This is a genomic window from Porphyrobacter sp. MBR-49 (assembly GCF_053628655.1).
Window position 1 is genome coordinate 229,685 of record NZ_JBRJGU010000003.1, and the last position, 18,938, is coordinate 248,622.

Below are 18,938 nucleotides of genomic sequence, written 5' to 3' on the forward strand. Positions count from 1 at the left end.
GGGCAGTACCGACATACGGGAAATCCGATTGATATGACCCAAGCTGCATCACCTGCCCACCAGCCACCGTCGGGTGGGAAAAGCCACAGCGCGTCCAAAACCGCGCTGGCGGTGGGCGCGATCGGCGTCGTGTTCGGCGATATCGGCACCAGCCCGCTCTACGCGTTTCGCGAAACTTTTTCGGGAGCGCATAAGCTTGCGCTCGACAATGCCCATATTCTGGGCGTGATCAGCCTGATCTTCTGGTCGATGACGCTGGTCGTCTCGATCCAGTATGTCACCATCCTGATGCGGGCCGATAACAAGGGGCAGGGTGGTAGCTTGGCGTTGGTTGCGCTGATTTCGCGCAGTCTGTCGACATCGAAATATGCCTGGATCGCGGTGCTACTGGGCGTGTTTGCGACCAGCCTGTTCTATGGCGACAGCATGATCACCCCGGCGATTTCTGTATTGTCGGCGGTTGAGGGTTTGAGCGTTGTCGACAGCCGGTTTGAACGCTTTGTCATCCCCATCGCGCTGGTTTTGCTGGTGTTTCTGTTCGTGATACAAAAGCGCGGCACGGCCAAGGTTGGCGCGCTGTTTGCGCCGGTGATGATCGTCTATTTTACGGTCATCGCCCTGCTCGGCGGTTGGCAGATCATCCAGACCCCGGCGATTTTGTGGGCGCTTAACCCCTATCACGCGATCAACTTTTTCATGCTTGATGGCTGGCTCGCGTTCCTTGCTCTGGGCAGCGTGGTACTAGCGGTGACGGGGTCAGAGGCGCTGTATTCCGACATGGGTCATTTCGGGCGCGGGCCGATGCGGTTGTCGTGGTTCGGCTTTGTCATGCCCTGTCTGCTGCTCAACTATTTCGGTCAGGGCGCGATGGTCATGGGTCTGCCGCCCGAACAGGCTGCGCAGGCGATTGAAAGCCCGTTCTTCTTCCTAGCCTCCGAACAATGGCGTCTGCCGTTGGTATTGTTGGCCACGGTTGCCACGTTCATTGCCAGCCAGGCTGTCATTTCAGGGGCGTTTTCGATTACCCATCAGGCGATCCAGATGGGCTATATCCCGCGCCTTAGCACCCGCCACACATCGGCAACCGAAGGCGGACAGATTTATATTCCGGTGATCAACTGGGCGCTGATGGTGGCGGTGATCGTGCTGGTGCTGACATTCCAGACATCATCCAACCTTGCCAATGCCTATGGCATCGCGGTGACGGGTGCGGTGACGATCGACACGTTGTTGATGGCGGTGCTGCTGGTGGGCGTGTGGAAATGGCGCTGGTGGTACGCGACCCCGGTGGTGCTGCTGTTCCTGATTGTTGACGGGGCCTATTTCGCCGCCAACCTCACCAAGGTTGCCGATGGCGGGTGGTTCCCGCTGGTGGTCGGCCTGGTCGCATTCATCCTGCTGACGACATGGGCGCGCGGGCGCAAGCTGATGCACGAACGGATGAGCGAAAGCGCGCTACCGCTCGAAATCTTTGCCAAATCGGCCAAGAATTCCACGGTACGCGTTCCCGGCACCGCAATCTTCATGGCGTCCAGCACTGCGGGTGTGCCCTCCGCGCTGCTCCATAATATCAAGCACAACAAGGTTCTGCACGAACGCGTGGTGATCCTGACCATCAAAATTGCGGATGTGCCCTATGTTGATCCCGACGCGCGCTGCGAGATGACTGAACTTAACGACGGGTTCTATCGTGCAGTGCTGCACTATGGCTTCATGGAGGAAACCGACGTCCCGCTCGGCCTCAAGAAGATGGAGCGGTGCGGCGGCACATTCGACATGATGCAAACCAGCTTCTTCCTGTCGCGCCAGACCCTGCTGCCATCCGAAAAGCCGGGAATGCCGCTGTGGCGAGAGAAGATCTTCGCGTGGCTGCTGAGGAATTCGGCGACCGCGATGGATTTCTTCAAGCTGCCGACTAACCGTGTGGTGGAATTGGGCAGCCAGGTCGAGATTTGAAAGCTGCCAGTTCGCCCGAACATCAATCAGAATGATGCGGGCAAATCAGCGATAATTTCTGCCGCCAACTGGGAAGGTGGTTTCTGCGAACTATCGACTTCGATGTCATACCGCATTTTTGAATGTACAATCGCAAACTGTCCGCGCGCCTGACCGATGACCCGGTCGCCTCGGTTGATCTCTCTGCGCTCAAGTTCCTCAAGCGAGCAATGCAAGCCGACAAAAACGGTTGGCAGCCCGTCAAGCACGTCGCACCAGTCTTGGCGTAATTCATCCGATAGTATGACTTCATCGCAGATGAGGTCGATACCGCTGCGCGCAATGGCTGCAACGGATCGGTGATGAGCCTTCAGGCATGCAAGGCCAATCGGCCCGAAGTTGAGGCGCACAAGACCCCGTTCGTCACGGTCGAAGAAAAAGCCATCGCGATTGTTGTGGAGACGCGCGGGCAACATCGCAAATGCATCATCAATGCCCGTAACGCAATAGGGCCGCGCCAGCTGCTCCTGAAGCGCGCTTGCGATGCTTGTTTTGCCCGATGACGTTGTCCCGTTGAGAAAAATCAAACCCATTGCGCGCCTCAGCCCCCCGTCGGCGGTTCATTCTTCAGCGGTTCGTCCCGTTCTTCAAAGCTCAGCCCGTGCTTCAGCAGCATCGGGATCTGGCTGAAGGTGAACAGGAAGGTCAGCGGCAGGAACACCCACAGCTTGGCCCATAGCCAGCCTTCGAAATCCATCTGTGCGCGCAGCACTTCGTTGAGGACGGCGAGGGCGAGGAAGAACACACCCCAGTTGCGCGATAGTTTGAGCCAGCCTTGATCTGAAAGCCCTTCAAACGCGGCTTCGAGCAGGATTTTCAGCAGCGCGCGGCCCATGAAAAACCCGCCCAGCAATACCACGCCGAACACCGCGTAGATGATCGTCGGTTTCAACTGCACGAAGGTCGGGTCGCCGAAAAAGATAGTCAGGCTGCCAAAGCCGACGATCAGTGCGGTTGAAAACCACAGCATAGGCGATACCTTGCCCAGCCGCCACTTCGACACAACAAGCGCAATCACCGCTGCGACCATGAACGCGCCGGTGCCATAGATGATCGCGGCCAATTCGCCCGCAGGGCTGGGGTCTTCGGGCGCGCTCCAGCGATAGACGCCGAGAAACACCAGCAATGGCCCGTAATCGACCGCGACATTAATCCAGCTGGATGCGGCTTTTTTGGTTTCGTTCTCGCTCATTACTCTCTCAATCCGTCATTGCGAGCGGCGCAGCCGCGCGGCAATCCAGTTCCAAAGCCCCCGCCATGGCGGAGCTTGCCGCTCTGGATTGCTTCGCTGCGCTCGCAATGACAAGGTTTACTAAGCCACCCCGGCAATTACCCGCGCGACCAGATCGGGGTCGAACGGGCGCAGGTCTTCGATCTTTTCGCCCACGCCGATGGCATGGATCGGCAGGCCATATTGTTCTGCCGCGGCGACCAGCACGCCGCCGCGCGCGGTGCCATCCAGCTTGGTCATGATCAGGCCGGTGACGCCGGCCACCTCCTTGAACACCTCGATCTGGGCGAGCGCATTCTGGCCGTTGGTGGCGTCTAACACCAGCACCACGTCATGCGGAGCCTCCGCGTTCAGGCGCCCGAGCACGCGGCGGATCTTCGCCAGCTCCTCCATCAGCTCTTTCTTGTTCTGCAAGCGGCCCGCGGTGTCGACGATCAGCGCGTCGATCCCGGTGTCGGTCGCCTGTTTCACGGCATCGAACACAATCGCCGCCGGATCGCCGCCTTCCGGCCCGCGCACCAGATCAACCCCCACGCGTTCGGCCCATGTTGCCAGCTGGTCGATGGCCGCCGCGCGGAACGTGTCGCCCGCCGCCAGCAGCACGCCGTAATCATCTTCCATGAACAGGTGCGCCAGCTTGGCAATGGTGGTGGTCTTGCCGCTGCCATTCACCCCGATCACCAGGATCACCTGCGGGCGCGGGAAGGCCGTTATTTCGAGCGGTTTGGCGACCGGACGCAGGATCGCGGCGATTTCCTCAGCCACAGCTTCGCGCAGTTCGCAGGTGGTGATTTCGAGCCCGAAGCGTTTGTCCGCCAACCGTGCGCGGATGCGCCCTGCCGCTGCCGGGCCAAGGTCGGACATGATCAGCGCGTCCTCAACTTCGTCAAGCGTGGCATCATCCAGCTTCGCGCTGCCGCCCACACCTGACAGGTTGGCGGTCAGGCGCTCTGATGTCTTGGCAAAGCCGCCCAGCAGGCGCTGGGTCCAACTGGTTTCGCTCATACGAGCAGCCCTTCTTCGGTCCCGCGGATTGTGATGTCGATAGTTTCGCCTGCGCGCGCTGCGGCGGGCAGGGCAACGCGGGCGTAATTGGGGGCATAGCCGGTGCCGTCACGTTCGGCGAGGACGCAGAGAGTTTCGCCCACCAGCCCGCCCAGCCAGTTTTGGCGGCAGGCGGCGGCGCGCGCGCGAAGTTCGGCGGCGCGGGCCTTCACGAGCGCGCGCGGCAGTTGCGGCATCCGCGCGGCAGGCGTGCCGGGGCGCGGTGAGAAGGGGAAGATATGGGCGTGAACAATGCCGAGTTCGTCGATGATGCTGAGGTTGTCGGCATGGTGCGCCCCGGTTTCTGTCGGGAAGCCCGCGATCAGATCTGCGCCCACCGCGATGTCGGGCCGCAGCGCCTTTAACCGGGCGACCAGTTCCACCGCATCGCGGCGCAGATGGCGGCGCTTCATCCGCTTGAGGATCAGGTCTGCGCCGTGCTGTAACGACAGGTGCAGGTGCGGCATCACACGCTGTTCGTGGGCGATCAGTTCGAACAGGCCTCCGTCAATCTCCACCCCATCAACCGATGACAGGCGCAGGCGGGCCAGCGCAGGGAAGGCATCAAGGATTGCGCCGACCAGCACGCCGAGCCGCGGCGCGCCGGGCAGATCATGCCCCCACGAGGTCAGGTCGACCCCGGTGAGCACGATTTCGCGCGCGCCTGCCAGCAGATGCGCTTCAACCTCGCGCAGAACCTCGATCACCGCGACAGACCGGCTGACCCCGCGCCCCTGCGGGATCACGCAAAAGGTGCAGGCATGATCGCAGCCGTTTTGCACCGCGATGAAGGCGCGGGTGCGGGCAGGGGCAATCGCAGGCGCATCCCCCGCAACGTTCCACGCGCGCGGATCGAGCTTGGTTGCGTTCGCCACCAAGCCATCAACCGCGTCCATTGCGCCGATTTCGGCCCGGTCGATCTCTGCCGCGCAGCCGGTGACGATCAACCGCGCGGTGGGGTGATCGCGGCGCGCGCGGCGGATAGCCTGCCGGGTCTGGCGCAGCGCCTCACCCGTGACCGCGCAGGAATTGACCACCACAAGGTCTTGCTCGCCCGCCAGCATTGCGCGCATCCGCTCGCTCTCGGCGATGTTCATGCGGCAGCCGAGGCTGATGATATGTGGCGCGTTCACGCGTAATCGTCCCAGTTGAAACTGCCGCGAAACGCCTCGGTCGCAGACCCGCTCATCTTGATCGAGCCGCCGGGCTGCCAATCAATCACCAGATCGCCGCCGGGCAGGCTGACCCGCACCGGACTGTGCACAAGCCCACGCCGGATCGCGGCGACCGCCGTGGCGCAGGCCCCGGTGCCGCACGCCCGCGTCAAGCCAGCACCGCGTTCCCACACCCGCAGGCGCAGATGATCCGGCCCGGCCACGCTCGCCACATTCACATTCACCCGCTCTGGAAACAGCGGGTCATTTTCGATTTCGGGGCCGAGCGTGTCGAGCGGCACCGCATCGGCATCATCGACAAAGAACACCGCGTGCGGGTTGCCGACATTGACCGCCATCGGGTTTGACAGATCGTCATTCTCTATCGGCCACCCCACCGGCATCGCCAAGGTGTCCATCGGATAGGCCAGCGGGATCGCATCCCATTCAAACCGCGGCGCGCCCATATCGACCCGCGCGCCGCCGTCCAGCGGCTCCAGCGCAATTGGCCCGCCAGCGGTTTCGATGGTCACGGCCTCGCCATGCAGCAGCGCCACCGCGCGCGCCGCATTACCGCAGGCTTCCACTTCGCCGCCGTCGCTGTTGAAAATCCGCATCCGGAAAGCGAGGCGATCACTTGGTTCGAGCAGCACCAGCTGATCGCAGCCAATGCCCGTTCGCCTGTCCGCCAGCGCGCGCGCGAATTGCGGCGTTATTACCGGCAGCGCATCGGCGCGCGCGTCAAGCACGACAAAATCATTGCCGAGCCCGTGCATCTTGATGAAGGGAATACGCATTGCCACTGCTGCGCATCTATGCACCGGCAGGCTTCGCGTCCAGTCCTGTGCGCAAACACAGTATCAGGCGCGATGTCAGGCGGTGCGAGCCTGCGTCTGCGTGTCGTCCATATCGCGAACACGCTCCGGCGCTGCGGCTGTGTTCAGCTGTCCAGCCGCCCCCAGCCGTGTGCGCACCGCTGCGGCATCTTCGGGCTGGCCATAAAGATAGCCTTGCGCCTTTAACCTACCCATTGATTTGAGCGCATTGAGGATTTCCTCGTCCTCCACACCTTCTACCGTGAGGGGAAGATTAAGGCCGCGCCCAAGCGAGATAATCGCCTCGACGATACCCGACTGGCGATCAGGGTCGCGCAGTTCGCTGACAAAGCTGCGGTCGATCTTGATCCGGTCAAATGGCAGGTTGTGCAGGTGCTCAAAGCTCGAATAGCCTGTGCCGAAGTCGTCGAGGCTGATCTGAATGCCTTGATTGCGCAAGCTGGCGACCATGGATCGCACAAGCCCGATATTTTCGTGCAGACAGCTTTCAGTGATTTCGATCTCAAGCCGCTGGGGCGGGAAATTGGCTTCGACCAGCTTTTTCAGTAAGCGCTGAGCAAACCACGGATCGCGCAGCTGCACTGGTGAAATGTTGATCGACAGCGTCAGTGCATCGTCCCATTCGCGCGCGTCGCCAAAGGCCTGCTCCATCAGGCTTTCCGACATCGCGGTGATCAGACCGATTTCCTCGGCGATGGGCACGAAGATTTCAGGTTTTATCAGCCCGAGCTGCGGCGAGCGCCAGCGGGCAAGCATTTCGAAACCCAACAGGGCGCCGGTTTCCACGTCCACCTGCTGTTCGTAGAAAGGCACGAATTCGCCCCGCGCAAGTCCCTGACGAATCCCGGTTTCGATCTGGTTACGGAACCGCAATTCGTGTTCCATGCTGGCATCGAACCAGAAATAGCGGTTACGGCCCTGCTTCTTCGCATGGTAAAGCGCCATATCAGCGCGGTGCATCAACGCAGCGGCATCGACAACGGGATCGATTTTGCCCTCAGGACTATAATCAGTGGCGAGGCCGATCGACGTGGTGAGTTCGATTGTCAGTTCCGGCAACTCGAATGGGAGCGATACCCGCTCGAACAGACGTATCACCAGATCATCGACTCGTTCATGCTGCCCGGCAGGATAGGTCATGACAAACGCGAATTCGTCACCCCCCAGCCGTGCCAGCTTCGCCTCGCGCGGGAGCAGCGCCTGGACGCGCTCACACAACATCACCAGCACAGCATCGCCGATGGTATGGCCGTGCATATCATTGATATGTTTGAAATTATCAAGGTCAATCATGCAATAGGCTAGCGCTTCACCACGCATAGCAGCATGCACACGCGCCTGTTCGGTCGCCTCAACCATGCTGCGCCGATTGAGGCAGTGGGTCAGTGGATCGGTGGAAGCGAGCAAGTGAGCGCGTTCCTCGGCCCGTTTACGCTCGGCGATTTCAAGGGTGAGTTCGCGGTAACGCCGCCACCCGAAAATGACCAGCGCGACATTAAGCAGCAAGGCGTTGACCAGCAGCACATCGGGCTTGCTTTGGCTATACAGCACCGCGGCAAACGCCTTGGGCAGCACTGAGCCCCCGGTGCCAACCAGCAGGATGATGGCCGCAACTGCAATCCCCAAGGCGATGAAATCGCGCTCAGCGGTTTCGAGCGGGCTGTCTGGCTCGTGATTTTTCAAATCGTGTGCCCCGTGCGAATGGCGCTGATGGGCTGGTTATACCCGGCGACCTGCGCGATAATTCGCAGATCGCGCTAAACATCGGGTTAACCGGGGACACAAAAGGTGGCCGGGCGGGGATTGGCTTTCCAAGCCATCGTCCAACTGTGACTCCCGCTACTGCAAGTGATTCCACTTGGCCTGAAATTGCTCTAACGCGGGCGCCGAACCGCAAGGGAGCGTGTAGCAACATGGCCTATTGGCTGATGAAATCCGAACCGTTCAAATATAGCTGGGACGATCTCCTCGCTGAGGGTGAAGGCACATGGGACGGGGTGCGCAATTATCAGGCGCGCAACAATCTCGCCGCGATGCAGGTGGGGGATGAGGCGTTCTTCTACCACTCGCGCGAAGGACTGGAGGTTGTTGGCATTTGCACTGTCAGCGTGGCCGGGATCACAGATCCCACCGATGAAACCGGCAAATGGGCGGCGGTGAAAGTGAAGCCCAAGCGCAAATTCGCCTATCCGGTGCCCCTGGTGGCGATCAAGGCCGAACCGCGCCTCGCCGATATGCAGCTGATCCGCCAGTCACGCCTGTCGGTGTCCGGGGTGACGCCAGCCGAATGGCAGGTGATCTGTGAGATGGCAGAAGGCTAGAAGGGCGATCAGGCGGTCGCCTGTGCCCGTGCGCGCAGGCCGCTGATCGTCGCGCCGCTGGCGGCGATGCGTTCCAGATCGGTTTTGACATGGATCAGGCGCAGACCCGCACGGTCTTTCGCTTCGGTTAGTGCGGCGGTGAATTGCGCGGTCGTCTCGGCCGCCGCGCTCCACGCGCCGTATGCTGCGCCCAGGGCCGCGAAATCGGGGTTGGTGAGCGTGGTGGCGGACACGCGGCCGGGATACTCACGCTCCTGATGCATTCGGATCGTGCCGTAGGCGCCGTTGTCGATCACCACCACGATCAGATTTGCGCCATATTGCGCGGCGGTGGCGAGTTCCTGACCGTTCATCAGGAAATCCCCGTCTCCCGCCACGGCAACCACGGTGCGCGTCGGGTAGCGCAGCGCAGCGGCGACGGCGGCAGGCACCCCGTACCCCATCGCGCCGCAGGTGGGGGCGAGCTGGCCGGGATAGGCGGTGTAACGCCAGTAACGGTGCCACCACCCGGCAAAATTGCCCGCGCCGTTGGCGATGATGGCGTCGGTGGGCAACAGGGCGCGCATGGCAGTAACACAGACGGCCAGATCAAGCGCCGCGTCTGGCGCGGCAGGGGTGGCCCATTCGAGCCATTCGCGGTGCGCCTCAGCCCCGGCGTCGAACGGAATAATTCCCGCATCCTCCCACAGCGCGGCGCATTCGGCGAATTCATCGACCCCGCAGCACAGCGCCAGATCGGTGCGATAGACCCGGCCCAGTTCTTCTGGATCAGGGTGGATATGCACCAGCAATTGCCCCGGATGATCGAGGGTAGGGAGGGTGTAGCCCTCGGTCGTTGCCTCACCCAGCCGCGCGCCGACCGCAATGATCAGATCGGCGTTCCTGACCCGCTCGACCAGCTTGGGGTTGGGGCCATAGCCAAGGTTCCCGGCATAGACCGGACTATCGGGCGCACACGCATCCTGACGCCGGAAAGCGGTCGCCACAGGCAGTCCAATCCGTTCGGCAAACTGCTGAAAATATGCCCGCGCCTTGGCATTCCAGCCCGCGCCGCCGATGATCGCCACCGGGCTGGCCGCATCGGCGATCAGATCGAACAGCGCGCTCATCGCATCGGGGCAGGCGGCCTGCGCGCTGCGGGTGACGAATGGGCGCGGGGCGATGCTGGCAGGCACCTGTTCGACCAGCATATCTTCGGGCAGGACCAGCACCACCGGCCCCGGCCTGCCATTGATCGCGGTTGCATAGGCGCGGGCGATGTATTCGGGGATGCGTGTGGGATCATCAATCCGCGCCGCCCATTTGCAGATGGGGGAGAAAAAGGCTGTGAAATCGACCTCCTGAAACCCCTCGCGTCCCTGCATTGCGCGCGCCACATCGCCGACGAACAGGATCATCGGCTGCGAATCCTGATGCGCCACATGCACCCCGATGCTGGCATTGGTCGCGCCGGGGCCGCGGGTGACGAACGCCACACCGGGGCGGCCTGTCGTCGCCGCCTGCATCGCCCCGTCGGCGCAGGCCATGAACGCCGCGCCGCCTTCCTGTCGGCAAGTTACCACTTCGATCTGAGGCCGGTCGGGCAGCGCATCCAGCACCGCGAGAAAGCTTTCGCCCGGCACGGTGAAGATCCGTTCACACCCCTGCGCGGCAAGGCAATCGACCAGCAATGCAGCCGCGCTGTTGAAAGAATTGGGGTGCGTGGAATCAGGCACGTGACACTCTCCCGACTGGTCGTGTTCGGCGTCTACATCTGACGCCAACCGCGCGCAAACCCGCCCTATGCGCTGTGCCCGGTTAATGGGGCGGGCGTTTGTGTCCCATGCTGCGACAGCGGCCGCAAGGGCGGTTCCAAAAGGTTAAGAAAGTCTTAAATTCGATTTTCCCGCAAGAGGAGAATCAGAAATGCGTCGCAGTCTCGTGCTTAGTGATGAAAGCGCCCGCCACTGGTTCCGTTCGAGCCTGCCGCCGCATGTGAAGCGCGATTTGCTGCCGATCCCGGCTGAGGCTTTATGGCGGATGACGATGTCGGACGTGCGCGGCTTTGCCAGCACCTACGTTGCGCTTACCGCGGCGATTTTCGTCTTCATTCTCTAATCGAAATCCGGTGCGCGCAGCGCTTCGGTAGCGTGCAGCTTGCGCGCCAGCAGCGCGGCAAACAGGCACAGGATCAGGCTGACCAGCAATTGTTCCTCCAGCGGGATGCCAAAGAAACCGAGCGCGCCTGCAACCCCTGCGCCCACCACCATGAACAGCGACGAGATAAAGTTGTTGGCCGCGACCGAACGCGAAGCCTCGCTCTTGTCGACGCGGGTGGTGAGGAAGGCATAAAGCGGCACCACGAACATCCCGCCTGCCACTGCGATCAGCAGCAGATTGGCGGTCAGCGCCAGCGCCAGCGGCTGGACGAGGAACTCGGTCACGGTGAACAGTTCGCCTGACGGTTGCAGGTTCCATGCGCGGCACAGCAGATAGAAGGTGATCAGCAGGCCGCCCATCACCAAAACCGATTTGGCCGAATAGCGCGCCGAAATATCGCCTTTCAGCAGCGCGTTGATCGAAACCGATCCAATCGCAATCCCCGCCGAAAACGCCACCAGCAGCACGGCGGCCACCTGTTTGTCAGCCAGCAGCACGTTTTTGGCGAGCGGGATGAACTGCACCGACAAAATCGCCGCAATCGTCCAGAAATAACTGATTGCCAGCACCGAGTACCGCAGTTCAAGATTGCCCATCGAAAAGGCGATGAGCGATTTTGACGCGCGGATCGGGTTCCAGTCGACCTTGACCTCGGTCGTCTGCGCAGGCGCGGGCGGTACCCAGCGACACACCATGTAGCCCACCATTGCGATGGCGATTACCGCAATTGTGCTCGCCATGATTGGCAAAGCGCCGCCCAGCATCATGCCGGCCAGGATCGCCACATAGGTTCCGGCCTCAACCAGCCCGGTGCCCGCAAGCACTTCGTCTTTTTTCAAGTGTTGCGGCAGAATCGCGTATTTGATCGGGCCAAAGAAGGTGGAATGTACCCCCATCGCAAACAGCGCTGCGAACAATAGCGGGATGGCAAGCGAATCCACCTGCATCCCGCGCGCCGCCAGCACCAGACCGACCGCGCCAACCGACATGATGATGATTTCGGCAAATTTGATCCAACGGATGATTTTGGTCTTGTCGCGCATATCGGCCAGTTGGCCTGCAGTTGCGGAAAACAGCACGAAGGGCAGCACGAACACCGCGGTCGCTATTCCGCTGATGAAGGTTTCGGTCTCCGGCGAATCATACACCTGATAGACCACGAATAGCACCATCGCGTTCTTGTAGAGATTGTCGTTCAGCGCATTGAGCAACTGAGTGAGGAAAAGCGGCAGAAAACGCCGCTGGCGCAGCAGATGCGTCGATGTGGTCATGCGATGGTTTTGCTCATGCTGCCTCGCGGGTTCTTCGCGCCATAGCGCGCGCCCGCAGTTTCACAAGAGCGCCGCCGTAATCACGCTTTGTCGGGGATGGCGGGGCAGGGGGCTTTTGTCAGCGCCAAGTGCGCGCTAATGCAAGACCCAGCCATGTCGAGCCTGCCCAACATCCTTACCCTGTCGCGCATCTTTGGGGTGCCGTTGCTGGCGTTCTTCCTGTGGTGGCCCGATTGGCGGCTCGGCTATCTGATCGGCTTCGCGCTTTATTGTGTGATTGCGCTGACCGATTTCTTCGATGGCTATCTGGCCCGTGCGCAGGGGACGGTGTCGAAGCTGGGGATTTTTCTGGACCCGATCGCCGACAAGATCATGATCGCTGCGGTCATTCTGGTGCTGACCGCGCAAGGATACCTGCGCGGGCCATATGTTGGCGATATTCACGTGATCGCCGGACTGGTGATCCTGATGCGCGAAATTGCGGTCAGCGGATTGCGCGAATTTCTCGGCGGGATTCAGGTGTCGATGCCGGTATCAAAGTTGGCCAAGTGGAAGACGACATTTCAGCTGGTCGCCATGGGCGCGCTGATTCTGGGCGGGGCGGTGCATGGCCCGCCATGTCAGGCGGTGGGTGATATGTGCCGCACATTTGGCGAAAGCTGGATTCATGTGGTGGGGTTGGTGGCGCTGTGGGCCGCAGCGGCGCTGACTTGTATTACCGGGTGGGATTACCTGCGGGTCGGTTTGAAGCATATGGATTGAGCGGCGGGCACGCCGGCGACGGCCGGGAGGCGTCTGAGGGCTCTAACAAAGAATCGCGCCTTATGGCGCGTATTGCGCTCGCGCAGGTGAGCGCCTAAAACCAAGAAGCGCCAAGGTAACGGGAATGCGGTTAAAATCCGCAGCTGTCCCTGCAACTGTAAGCGGTGAGTATGCGGTGTGCGCTCCTCTAGCGGGAGCAGCCACTGGAGCGGCAACGCTCTGGGAAGGTGAGCATCGGATGCGCTGATCCGTGAGCCAGGAGACCGACCGGGGCGTGTCGCTCTTTGCTTGGCTCAGGGATTGGTCAGGCGCGGAAAAACACTTCTGTTGTGAGCGACATCACCGGGCCTTGGGGAATGAAACCCTCGCGGTCTTCATGTTGCTGATGACGGGAGAAATCCGTGAGAAATTTTGCATTTTTGAGCAGCGTCGCTGGGGCGGCGCTGGTTTGGGCTGTGCCTCTGGCTGCGCAGGACAATAGCGCGCAGGAGGAGGGCAACGTCGCGCCCCTTTTTCTCTACACCACCCGCGACGACATCATCGTCAGCGCGACGCGGTCGGGCGATCTCATCCCGCCCGAAAAATACACCGGCTCGGTCAGTGTCATCACCACGCGGCAACTCGAAAACCGCCAAACCCGCGACATTGCCGATGTGCTGCGCGATGTTCCCGGCGTTGCGGTGGCAGGCATCGCAGGCCAGACCCAGATCCGCCTGCGCGGCGCTGAGGCCAATCACGTCCTCGTGCTGGTCGACGGGATTGAAGTGTCCGATCCCTTCGCGGGCGAGTTTGATATCGGCACGCTTCAGGCCGAGGTCGGTGCGCGGGTCGAGGTGCTGCGGGGTGCGCAGTCGGCGCTCTACGGCCCGGATGCGATTGGCGGGGTGGTCGCCTACGAAAGCGCCAGCGGGCGGGCTGTTCCGGGATTGGCCGCGCGGGTCGAAGGCGGCACGCAGGCCACCGTCAACGGCGCGCTGCGTTACGGCGCGTTTGGCGATAGCTGGGACGCGGCGCTATCCGCCACGGTCGTCAGCACTGGCGGGCAGCCCAACGCCAGAGGCGGCACCCGCGATATCGGGCGCGATAGCTACACCCTTTCGGGCAAGGGCAGCGTGGACGTGACGGGCAGCTTCGCCCTGCGCGCCGCCGCCCGCTTCATCCGCACCGAGGGCGAGTTCAACGACAGCGATTTCGACTTCGCCAGCCCCACCTTCGGCCTCACCATCGACAGCCCCGGCACCGGCTACGTCAACGAGGCAGTCTATGCCCTCGTCGGCGCTCGGGCCGAGGCGCTGGAGGGGCGCTGGACGCATGATCTGTCCGCCCAGCGGGCCGAAATCGACCGCAAGACCTTTGGCCCGTTCGGCCCGACATCGGGGAGCGAGGGCGACCGGATCAAGGCGTCCTATGTCACCGCACTGCGGCTGGATACGGCGCACAACCTCACCTTCGCCGCCGATTGGGAGCGCGAGCGGTTCCGCAATGCCGACCCATCGGGGTTTGCCTTTGCCGGGCGACGCGCGATCGAGACGGTCGGGCTGGTCGGCGAATATCGCTATGCAGGCGCGGCGGTCGACCTGACGGCGGCTGTGCGTCACGATCTCAATGACAAGTTCCGCGATGCCACTACCTTCCGGGTGGGCGCGGGATACCGCCTTACCGATACCACCCGGCTGCGCGGCGCGGCGGGTTCGGGCGTCAAGAACCCCGGCTTTTTTGAACTCTACGGCTTCGTCGACGGTCGCTTCATCGGCAATGATGCGCTGCGGCCCGAAAAATCGACCGGGTGGGAAGTGGGCGTGGATCAGGACGTGGGTGACAGCGCGCGGCTATCGGTCACATATTTCGACAGCGAGTTGGAGCGCGAGATTTTCACCACCTTCCCGGCCCCCACCTTCATCGCCACTCCGGCCAACCGTGTGACGACAAGCCAGCAGCGCGGGGTGGAAGTGTCGCTGGCCGCCAAGCTGGCCGAGCAATGGCGCGTCGATGCGGCCTATAGCTACTTGGATGCCGAGGAGGATGGGGTGGAGGAAGTGCGCCGCCCTGACCATATCGCCAGCGCCGCGCTGACATGGAGCGCGCCCGGCGATGCGGCGTCGGCAACGCTGGTGGTGCGGCACAACGGCGCGACGCCCGATGTGGCCTTTACCGATCCCAGCTTTGTGCCGGTGCCGGTGCGACTGGATGATTACACGCTGGTCAACCTTAATGCGCGGGTGAAGCTGGCCGAGGGGATCAGCGGCTTTGCCCGCGTCGAAAACCTGTTTGATGAGGATTACGAACAGGTGTTCAGCTTTGTGTCGCCGGGGCGGTCTGCCGTGGTGGGAGTTGAAGCGCGGTTCTAAATCCAAGTGTGCGCTCCCGCGCAGGCGGGAGCCTTGTTCGTCATTGAACGAGATCCCCGCCTGCGCGGGGACTCACCCCTGCTTTTTCTACCCCCTCGCAATTGCAGCAAGAAATGCGTAGGGGACGCCGATGCATTTTCTCGACCAAGCCAAGATCTATGTGAAATCCGGCGGGGGCGGCCCTGGGGCCGTTTCTTTCCGGCGTGAAAAATACGTCGAATATGGCGGGCCTGACGGCGGTGACGGCGGGCGCGGGGGCGATATCGTGTTCGAAGCCGTCGCCGGCCTCAACACCCTGATCGACTTTCGCTACACCCAGCATTTCAAGGCGCCGCGCGGCGGGCACGGGATGGGCAAGGACCGTACCGGGGCCTCGGCCAAGCCGCTGGTGATCAAGGTGCCGGTCGGCACGCAGATCATTTCCGAAGACAAGGACGAAGTGCTCGCCGATTTCACCGAAGTCGGGCAGCGCGTCGTGCTGCTTGAAGGCGGGATGGGCGGGCGCGGCAATGCCAGCTACAAAACCTCCACCAACCGCGCCCCGCGCCAGCATCAGCCGGGCATCGCGGGTGAGGAATTGTGGGTGTGGCTGCGGTTGAAACTGCTCGCCGATGTCGGGCTGGTCGGCCTGCCCAATGCCGGCAAATCGACCTTCATCAACGCGGTCAGCAATGCCGGGGCCAAGGTCGGCGATTATGCCTTCACCACGCTGGTGCCCAAATTGGGCGTGGTGCGGCACAAGGGGCGCGAATTTGTGCTGGCCGACATTCCCGGCCTGATCGAAGGCGCGGCCGAAGGCGCAGGGGTGGGCGACCGTTTCCTCGGCCATATCGAACGTTGCCGCGTGCTGATCCACCTGATCGACATCACCGGCACCGAAGCGGCTGACCCGGTCGAAGCGATGCGCGTGGTCGAGGAAGAACTCGCGGCATACGGCGCGGGGCTGGAAGACAAATCGCGGCTGGTGGCGCTCAACAAGCTCGATCTGGCCGACGCCGAACTGGTTGAAGCCTTCCGCGCCGAACTGTTGGCGGCAGGGGCGGAAAAGGTGTTCGCAGTATCCGGCGCGACCGGAGCGGGCATTCCCGAACTGCTCGACGCGGTGCTCGGCTATCTACCTGATCGAACCTCAACCGAAACCAAGGCGGTCGAAATCGAAGATATGGACGCCGACGGGGCGGCCGACTGGTCGCCGCTCTGACAATCGAACACCAGATACCTTAGAGGAAGCCATGAAAATCGAGTCGCTGCTCGACTTCCGCGAAATAGACAAATGCCCCCGGCTGGTGATCAAGCTGGGGTCGGCGCTGTTGGTGCATGGCGACGGCGAATTGCGTTATGAATGGCTGCGCAGCGTCGCCGCAGAGGTGGCTGGCGCGCGCGCACGTGGGCAGGAAATCATCGTTGTGTGTTCCGGCGCGGTGGCGGTGGGCGCGGCCAAGCTGGGGCTGCCCGGCGGGGGGCGCGAAACACTTGCCCATGCACAGGCGGCGGCGTCTGTCGGGCAGGTGGTGCTGATCGCCACCTGGGCGCAGTTGCTGGCTGAACATGGGTTGATGGCCGGGCAGATGCTGCTGACACTTGACGATCTGGAGGGGCGGCGACGTTACCTCAACGCTTCGGAAACCTTGCGCCAATTGCTGGACAGCGGGGCGGTGCCGATCATCAACGAAAACGATTCCATCGCCACCTCCGAAATCCGGTTTGGCGATAATGATCGACTGGCCGCGCGGGTGGCGCAGGCGGCGTCGGCTGATGGCATCCTGCTGCTGACCGATGTCGACGGGCTGTATGATCGTGACCCCGCCCACCCCGAGGCTGAAATCCTGCCCGAAGTGCGCGGCGTGACCGATGAAATCCACGAGATGGCGAGCGGCGAATCATCGTCGGGCAAGGGTTCGGGCGGGATGACGTCCAAACTGCTCGCCGCGCAAATTGCCGAGCGTGCCGGGATCGCGCTGGCGATTATCAAGGGCGTGGACGAAATGCCGATAGCCTGCGCGATGGCGAGCGGCCTTGGCACCGTGTTCCTGCCGACGCGCGATGACAATGCGTGGAAAAGCTGGATCGGCGGGCGGCTGCGCTTCAACGGCGGGATCCGGGTGGACGCGGGCTGCGTCGCAGCGCTGGGCCGCGGCAAGAGCATCCTCGCCGCTGGAATCACCGAAGTTTACGGCAATTTCGAACGCGGCGATGTGATCAGGGTAGAAGATTTAGATGGCAGGCTGATTGCCAAGGGCATGGTCGAATATGACTGGAACGAATGCGAAGTCATCAAGGGCCTCCGCCGTGAGGAATTGGTTGAACAACTGGGCTATCTGCCGCGTTCCTGCGTGATCCACCGCGATCATCTGGTGCTGATTTGAGCATGCCCGCATGAGTGTGCTGGCGATCACAGGCGCAACCGGATTTGTCGGCAGCGCGGTGATGGAAGCGGCGCTGGCGGCAGGGTATCAGGTGCGGGCGCTGACCCGCCGTGCGCAGCCAGAATGCGCCGGGGTGGAATGGGTGCCGGGCGATCTGGCTGATCGGGCCGCGCTTGCCGCGCTGGCCCAAGGCGCGGATGCGGTGATCCACGTTGCGGGCCTTACCAACACCCCCGATCCGGCAAAGTTCGAGACGGCGAATGTCACCGGCACCGCCAATGTCATCGCCGCCGCGAAGGAGGCTGGCACCCGGCGTTTGGTGTTCGTTTCGTCACTGGCATCGCGGATGCCTGCGCTGTCAGCCTATGGCGCGTCCAAGGCGCGGGCCGAAACTTTGGTGGAAGCCAGTGGGTCAGACTGGACAATCGTGCGCCCACCTGCGGTCTATGGCCCGCGTGACCGCGATATGCTCGACCTGTTTCGCGCGGCGAAATGGGGCGTGGTGCCGTTGCCGCCGGGCGGCGCGACCTCGATCATCCACGCCGATGATCTCGCGGATTTGCTGGTGGTGCTATCAGGTAACGCCGCGCCCACGCGCAAGCAAATCTACGAACCCGATGATGGGCGCGAAGGCGGGTGGAGCCATAAGGAACTGGCGCAGGCGATCGGCCATGCGGTGGGAAAGCGCAGCGTGTTCGCCCCGCACCTGCCGCGCATGGTGCTGGAATCGGCTGCGGCTGCCGACCGCCTGCTGCGCGGTGATCGGGCCAAGCTGACGGCCGACCGGGTGGGTTATATGTGCCACCCCAACTGGATCGCACGGTTTGATCGGGCGGTGCCGCCGGGCGTCTGGCAGCCGCGCATTGCCGGTGAAGAGGGGCTGAAGGCGACCGCGCAGTGGTACGCCCGCGAAGGCTGGCTCTGAATAAATACTCGACATAGCTATCGGAAGTCTTATCGCTGGGGGTGGGGTTGCAAATAGCGGCAAAAACAATTGCCATCATTCGTATTGTAAATTGGGGGAAATCATGAAGAAATTTGCATTTATAGCCGTGCTTGGTGCTTTGGCGGCCTGCACACCGGAAGCCGAAGCTCCGACTGAGTCGGCAGTCGAAGAAACCGCAGCGGCCATGACTGCTGCTGATGGCGGCACGCCATATGGCACTTTTCGCATCACCGAATCAGACGGCAAAGTCTTCATGGAAGATATTCGCGAGGACGGCACCTGGACCAGCACCGCTGCCGATGGTGCGGTAACAACCGGAACCTGGGAACAGAAAAGTGCAAACCTGTATTGCACTACCAAGGATGAAGAAGGTGCCAAACAGGTTTGCCATGAAGAAACCATCGATGAAAACGGGGTCTGGACCTCGAAGAACCCGGATGACGGCACGGTTGTGACGGTCGAGCGGGTCGAAGCCTGATTTTTACTGATCGGCGGGAAAGCGATGTCTGGTCGCTTTTCCGCCGC

Annotated in this window: 17 protein-coding genes and 1 riboswitch; of the genes, 9 read left to right on the forward strand and 8 right to left on the reverse strand. The window is 62.2% G+C overall.

All coding sequences use genetic code 11. The features are described from left to right. The first annotated feature begins 33 nt into the window (after nt 1–33). Nucleotides 34–1,956, forward strand: a complete 1,923-nt coding sequence (locus tag ACSSV3_RS05600) for a potassium transporter Kup (RefSeq protein WP_354322815.1) — start codon at nt 34–36, stop codon at nt 1,954–1,956. Between the two features lie 26 nt (nt 1,957–1,982). Here ACSSV3_RS05600 and ACSSV3_RS05605 read toward each other — a convergent pair whose 3' ends face one another. The 6 genes from ACSSV3_RS05605 to ACSSV3_RS05630 form a co-directional block, all read right to left on the reverse strand. Then, nucleotides 1,983–2,522, reverse strand: coding sequence for a chloramphenicol phosphotransferase CPT family protein (locus ACSSV3_RS05605; protein ID WP_454184764.1), 540 nt, complete (start codon nt 2,520–2,522; stop codon nt 1,983–1,985). Nucleotides 2,523–2,536: 14 nt separating this feature from the next. Further along, a complete protein-coding gene (locus ACSSV3_RS05610; RefSeq protein WP_354322818.1) occupies nt 2,537–3,187 on the reverse strand; it encodes an inner membrane-spanning protein YciB in 651 nt (216 codons plus the stop codon). Nucleotides 3,188–3,307: 120 nt separating this feature from the next. After that, nucleotides 3,308–4,231, reverse strand: a complete 924-nt coding sequence (gene ftsY, locus ACSSV3_RS05615; RefSeq protein ID WP_354322819.1) for a signal recognition particle-docking protein FtsY — start codon at nt 4,229–4,231, stop codon at nt 3,308–3,310. Then, on the reverse strand, nt 4,228–5,403 hold the full coding sequence (locus tag ACSSV3_RS05620; protein WP_354322820.1) for a MiaB/RimO family radical SAM methylthiotransferase: 1,176 nt from the start codon (nt 5,401–5,403) through the stop codon (nt 4,228–4,230). Before ACSSV3_RS05620 ends, ftsY begins: the two co-directional genes overlap by 4 nt. Beyond that, entirely contained in the window at nt 5,400–6,221 is an 822-nt protein-coding gene (gene dapF, locus ACSSV3_RS05625; protein ID WP_354323033.1) for a diaminopimelate epimerase, read from the reverse strand. The genes ACSSV3_RS05620 and dapF overlap by 4 nt, the downstream gene beginning before the upstream one ends. Before the next feature lie 75 nt (nt 6,222–6,296). Continuing rightward, nucleotides 6,297–7,943 carry a putative bifunctional diguanylate cyclase/phosphodiesterase gene (locus ACSSV3_RS05630; RefSeq protein ID WP_354322821.1) on the reverse strand — a complete coding sequence of 549 codons (1,647 nt, stop codon included), beginning with the start codon at nt 7,941–7,943 and terminating at the stop codon, nt 6,297–6,299. 230 nt (nt 7,944–8,173) lie between these two features. On the opposite strand from ACSSV3_RS05630, the gene ACSSV3_RS05635 reads away from it, so the two are divergent. After that, nucleotides 8,174–8,581 (forward strand): EVE domain-containing protein, encoded by a 408-nt coding sequence (locus tag ACSSV3_RS05635; protein WP_354322822.1) that lies wholly within the window; start codon nt 8,174–8,176, stop codon nt 8,579–8,581. 8 nt (nt 8,582–8,589) lie between these two features. Here the strand turns inward: ACSSV3_RS05635 and ACSSV3_RS05640 are convergent, their stop codons facing one another. Next, entirely contained in the window at nt 8,590–10,296 is a 1,707-nt protein-coding gene (locus tag ACSSV3_RS05640; protein WP_354322824.1) for a thiamine pyrophosphate-dependent enzyme, read from the reverse strand. Between the two features lie 190 nt (nt 10,297–10,486). Here ACSSV3_RS05640 and ACSSV3_RS05645 point away from each other — a divergent pair, with 190 nt between their 5' ends. Beyond that, on the forward strand, nt 10,487–10,678 hold the full coding sequence (locus tag ACSSV3_RS05645) for a hypothetical protein (protein ID WP_354322825.1): 192 nt from the start codon (nt 10,487–10,489) through the stop codon (nt 10,676–10,678). Here the strand turns inward: ACSSV3_RS05645 and ACSSV3_RS05650 are convergent. Then, nucleotides 10,675–11,991, reverse strand: coding sequence for an MFS transporter (locus tag ACSSV3_RS05650; protein WP_354322827.1), 1,317 nt, complete (start codon nt 11,989–11,991; stop codon nt 10,675–10,677). The genes ACSSV3_RS05645 and ACSSV3_RS05650 overlap by 4 nt on opposite strands. Before the next feature lie 153 nt (nt 11,992–12,144). Here ACSSV3_RS05650 and pgsA point away from each other — a divergent pair, with 153 nt between their 5' ends. The 6 genes from pgsA (at nt 12,145) to ACSSV3_RS05680 (ending at nt 18,891) form a co-directional block, all read left to right on the forward strand. Continuing rightward, the gene (gene pgsA / locus ACSSV3_RS05655; protein WP_354322829.1) at nt 12,145–12,753 is read left to right on the forward strand and encodes a CDP-diacylglycerol--glycerol-3-phosphate 3-phosphatidyltransferase; all 609 of its coding nucleotides are present in this window, start codon (nt 12,145–12,147) and stop codon (nt 12,751–12,753) included. A gap of 96 nt (nt 12,754–12,849) precedes the next feature. Further along, nucleotides 12,850–13,039: riboswitch (cobalamin riboswitch) on the forward strand. Between the two features lie 133 nt (nt 13,040–13,172). Next, nucleotides 13,173–15,101, forward strand: a complete 1,929-nt coding sequence (locus ACSSV3_RS05660; RefSeq protein ID WP_354322830.1) for a TonB-dependent receptor plug domain-containing protein — start codon at nt 13,173–13,175, stop codon at nt 15,099–15,101. A 130-nt stretch (nt 15,102–15,231) separates the two neighbouring features. After that, a complete protein-coding gene (gene cgtA, locus ACSSV3_RS05665; protein ID WP_354322831.1) occupies nt 15,232–16,302 on the forward strand; it encodes an Obg family GTPase CgtA in 1,071 nt (356 codons plus the stop codon). 31 nt (nt 16,303–16,333) lie between these two features. Further along, a complete protein-coding gene (gene proB, locus ACSSV3_RS05670; protein ID WP_354322833.1) occupies nt 16,334–17,467 on the forward strand; it encodes a glutamate 5-kinase in 1,134 nt (377 codons plus the stop codon). A gap of 10 nt (nt 17,468–17,477) precedes the next feature. Next, a complete protein-coding gene (locus ACSSV3_RS05675; RefSeq protein WP_354322835.1) occupies nt 17,478–18,392 on the forward strand; it encodes an NAD-dependent epimerase/dehydratase family protein in 915 nt (304 codons plus the stop codon). A 103-nt stretch (nt 18,393–18,495) separates the two neighbouring features. Then, nucleotides 18,496–18,891: a hypothetical protein gene (locus ACSSV3_RS05680; protein ID WP_354322837.1), complete on the forward strand. Its 396-nt coding sequence runs from the start codon at nt 18,496–18,498 to the stop codon at nt 18,889–18,891. The last annotated feature ends 47 nt before the right edge of the window (nt 18,892–18,938 follow it).

Coding starts and splice junctions, on each gene's coding strand:
- ACSSV3_RS05650 (WP_354322827.1), bottom strand. CDS start 11,991: ATGACCACATCGACGCATCTGCTGCGCCAGCGGCGTTTTCTGCCGCTT.
- pgsA (WP_354322829.1), top strand. CDS start 12,145: ATGTCGAGCCTGCCCAACATCCTTACCCTGTCGCGCATCTTTGGGGTG.
- ftsY (WP_354322819.1), bottom strand. CDS start 4,231: ATGAGCGAAACCAGTTGGACCCAGCGCCTGCTGGGCGGCTTTGCCAAG.
- ACSSV3_RS05610 (WP_354322818.1), bottom strand. CDS start 3,187: ATGAGCGAGAACGAAACCAAAAAAGCCGCATCCAGCTGGATTAATGTC.
- ACSSV3_RS05600 (WP_354322815.1), top strand. CDS start 34: ATGACCCAAGCTGCATCACCTGCCCACCAGCCACCGTCGGGTGGGAAA.
- dapF (WP_354323033.1), bottom strand. CDS start 6,221: ATGCGTATTCCCTTCATCAAGATGCACGGGCTCGGCAATGATTTTGTC.
- cgtA (WP_354322831.1), top strand. CDS start 15,232: ATGCATTTTCTCGACCAAGCCAAGATCTATGTGAAATCCGGCGGGGGC.
- ACSSV3_RS05645 (WP_354322825.1), top strand. CDS start 10,487: ATGCGTCGCAGTCTCGTGCTTAGTGATGAAAGCGCCCGCCACTGGTTC.
- proB (WP_354322833.1), top strand. CDS start 16,334: ATGAAAATCGAGTCGCTGCTCGACTTCCGCGAAATAGACAAATGCCCC.
- ACSSV3_RS05675 (WP_354322835.1), top strand. CDS start 17,478: ATGAGTGTGCTGGCGATCACAGGCGCAACCGGATTTGTCGGCAGCGCG.
- ACSSV3_RS05635 (WP_354322822.1), top strand. CDS start 8,174: ATGGCCTATTGGCTGATGAAATCCGAACCGTTCAAATATAGCTGGGAC.
- ACSSV3_RS05680 (WP_354322837.1), top strand. CDS start 18,496: ATGAAGAAATTTGCATTTATAGCCGTGCTTGGTGCTTTGGCGGCCTGC.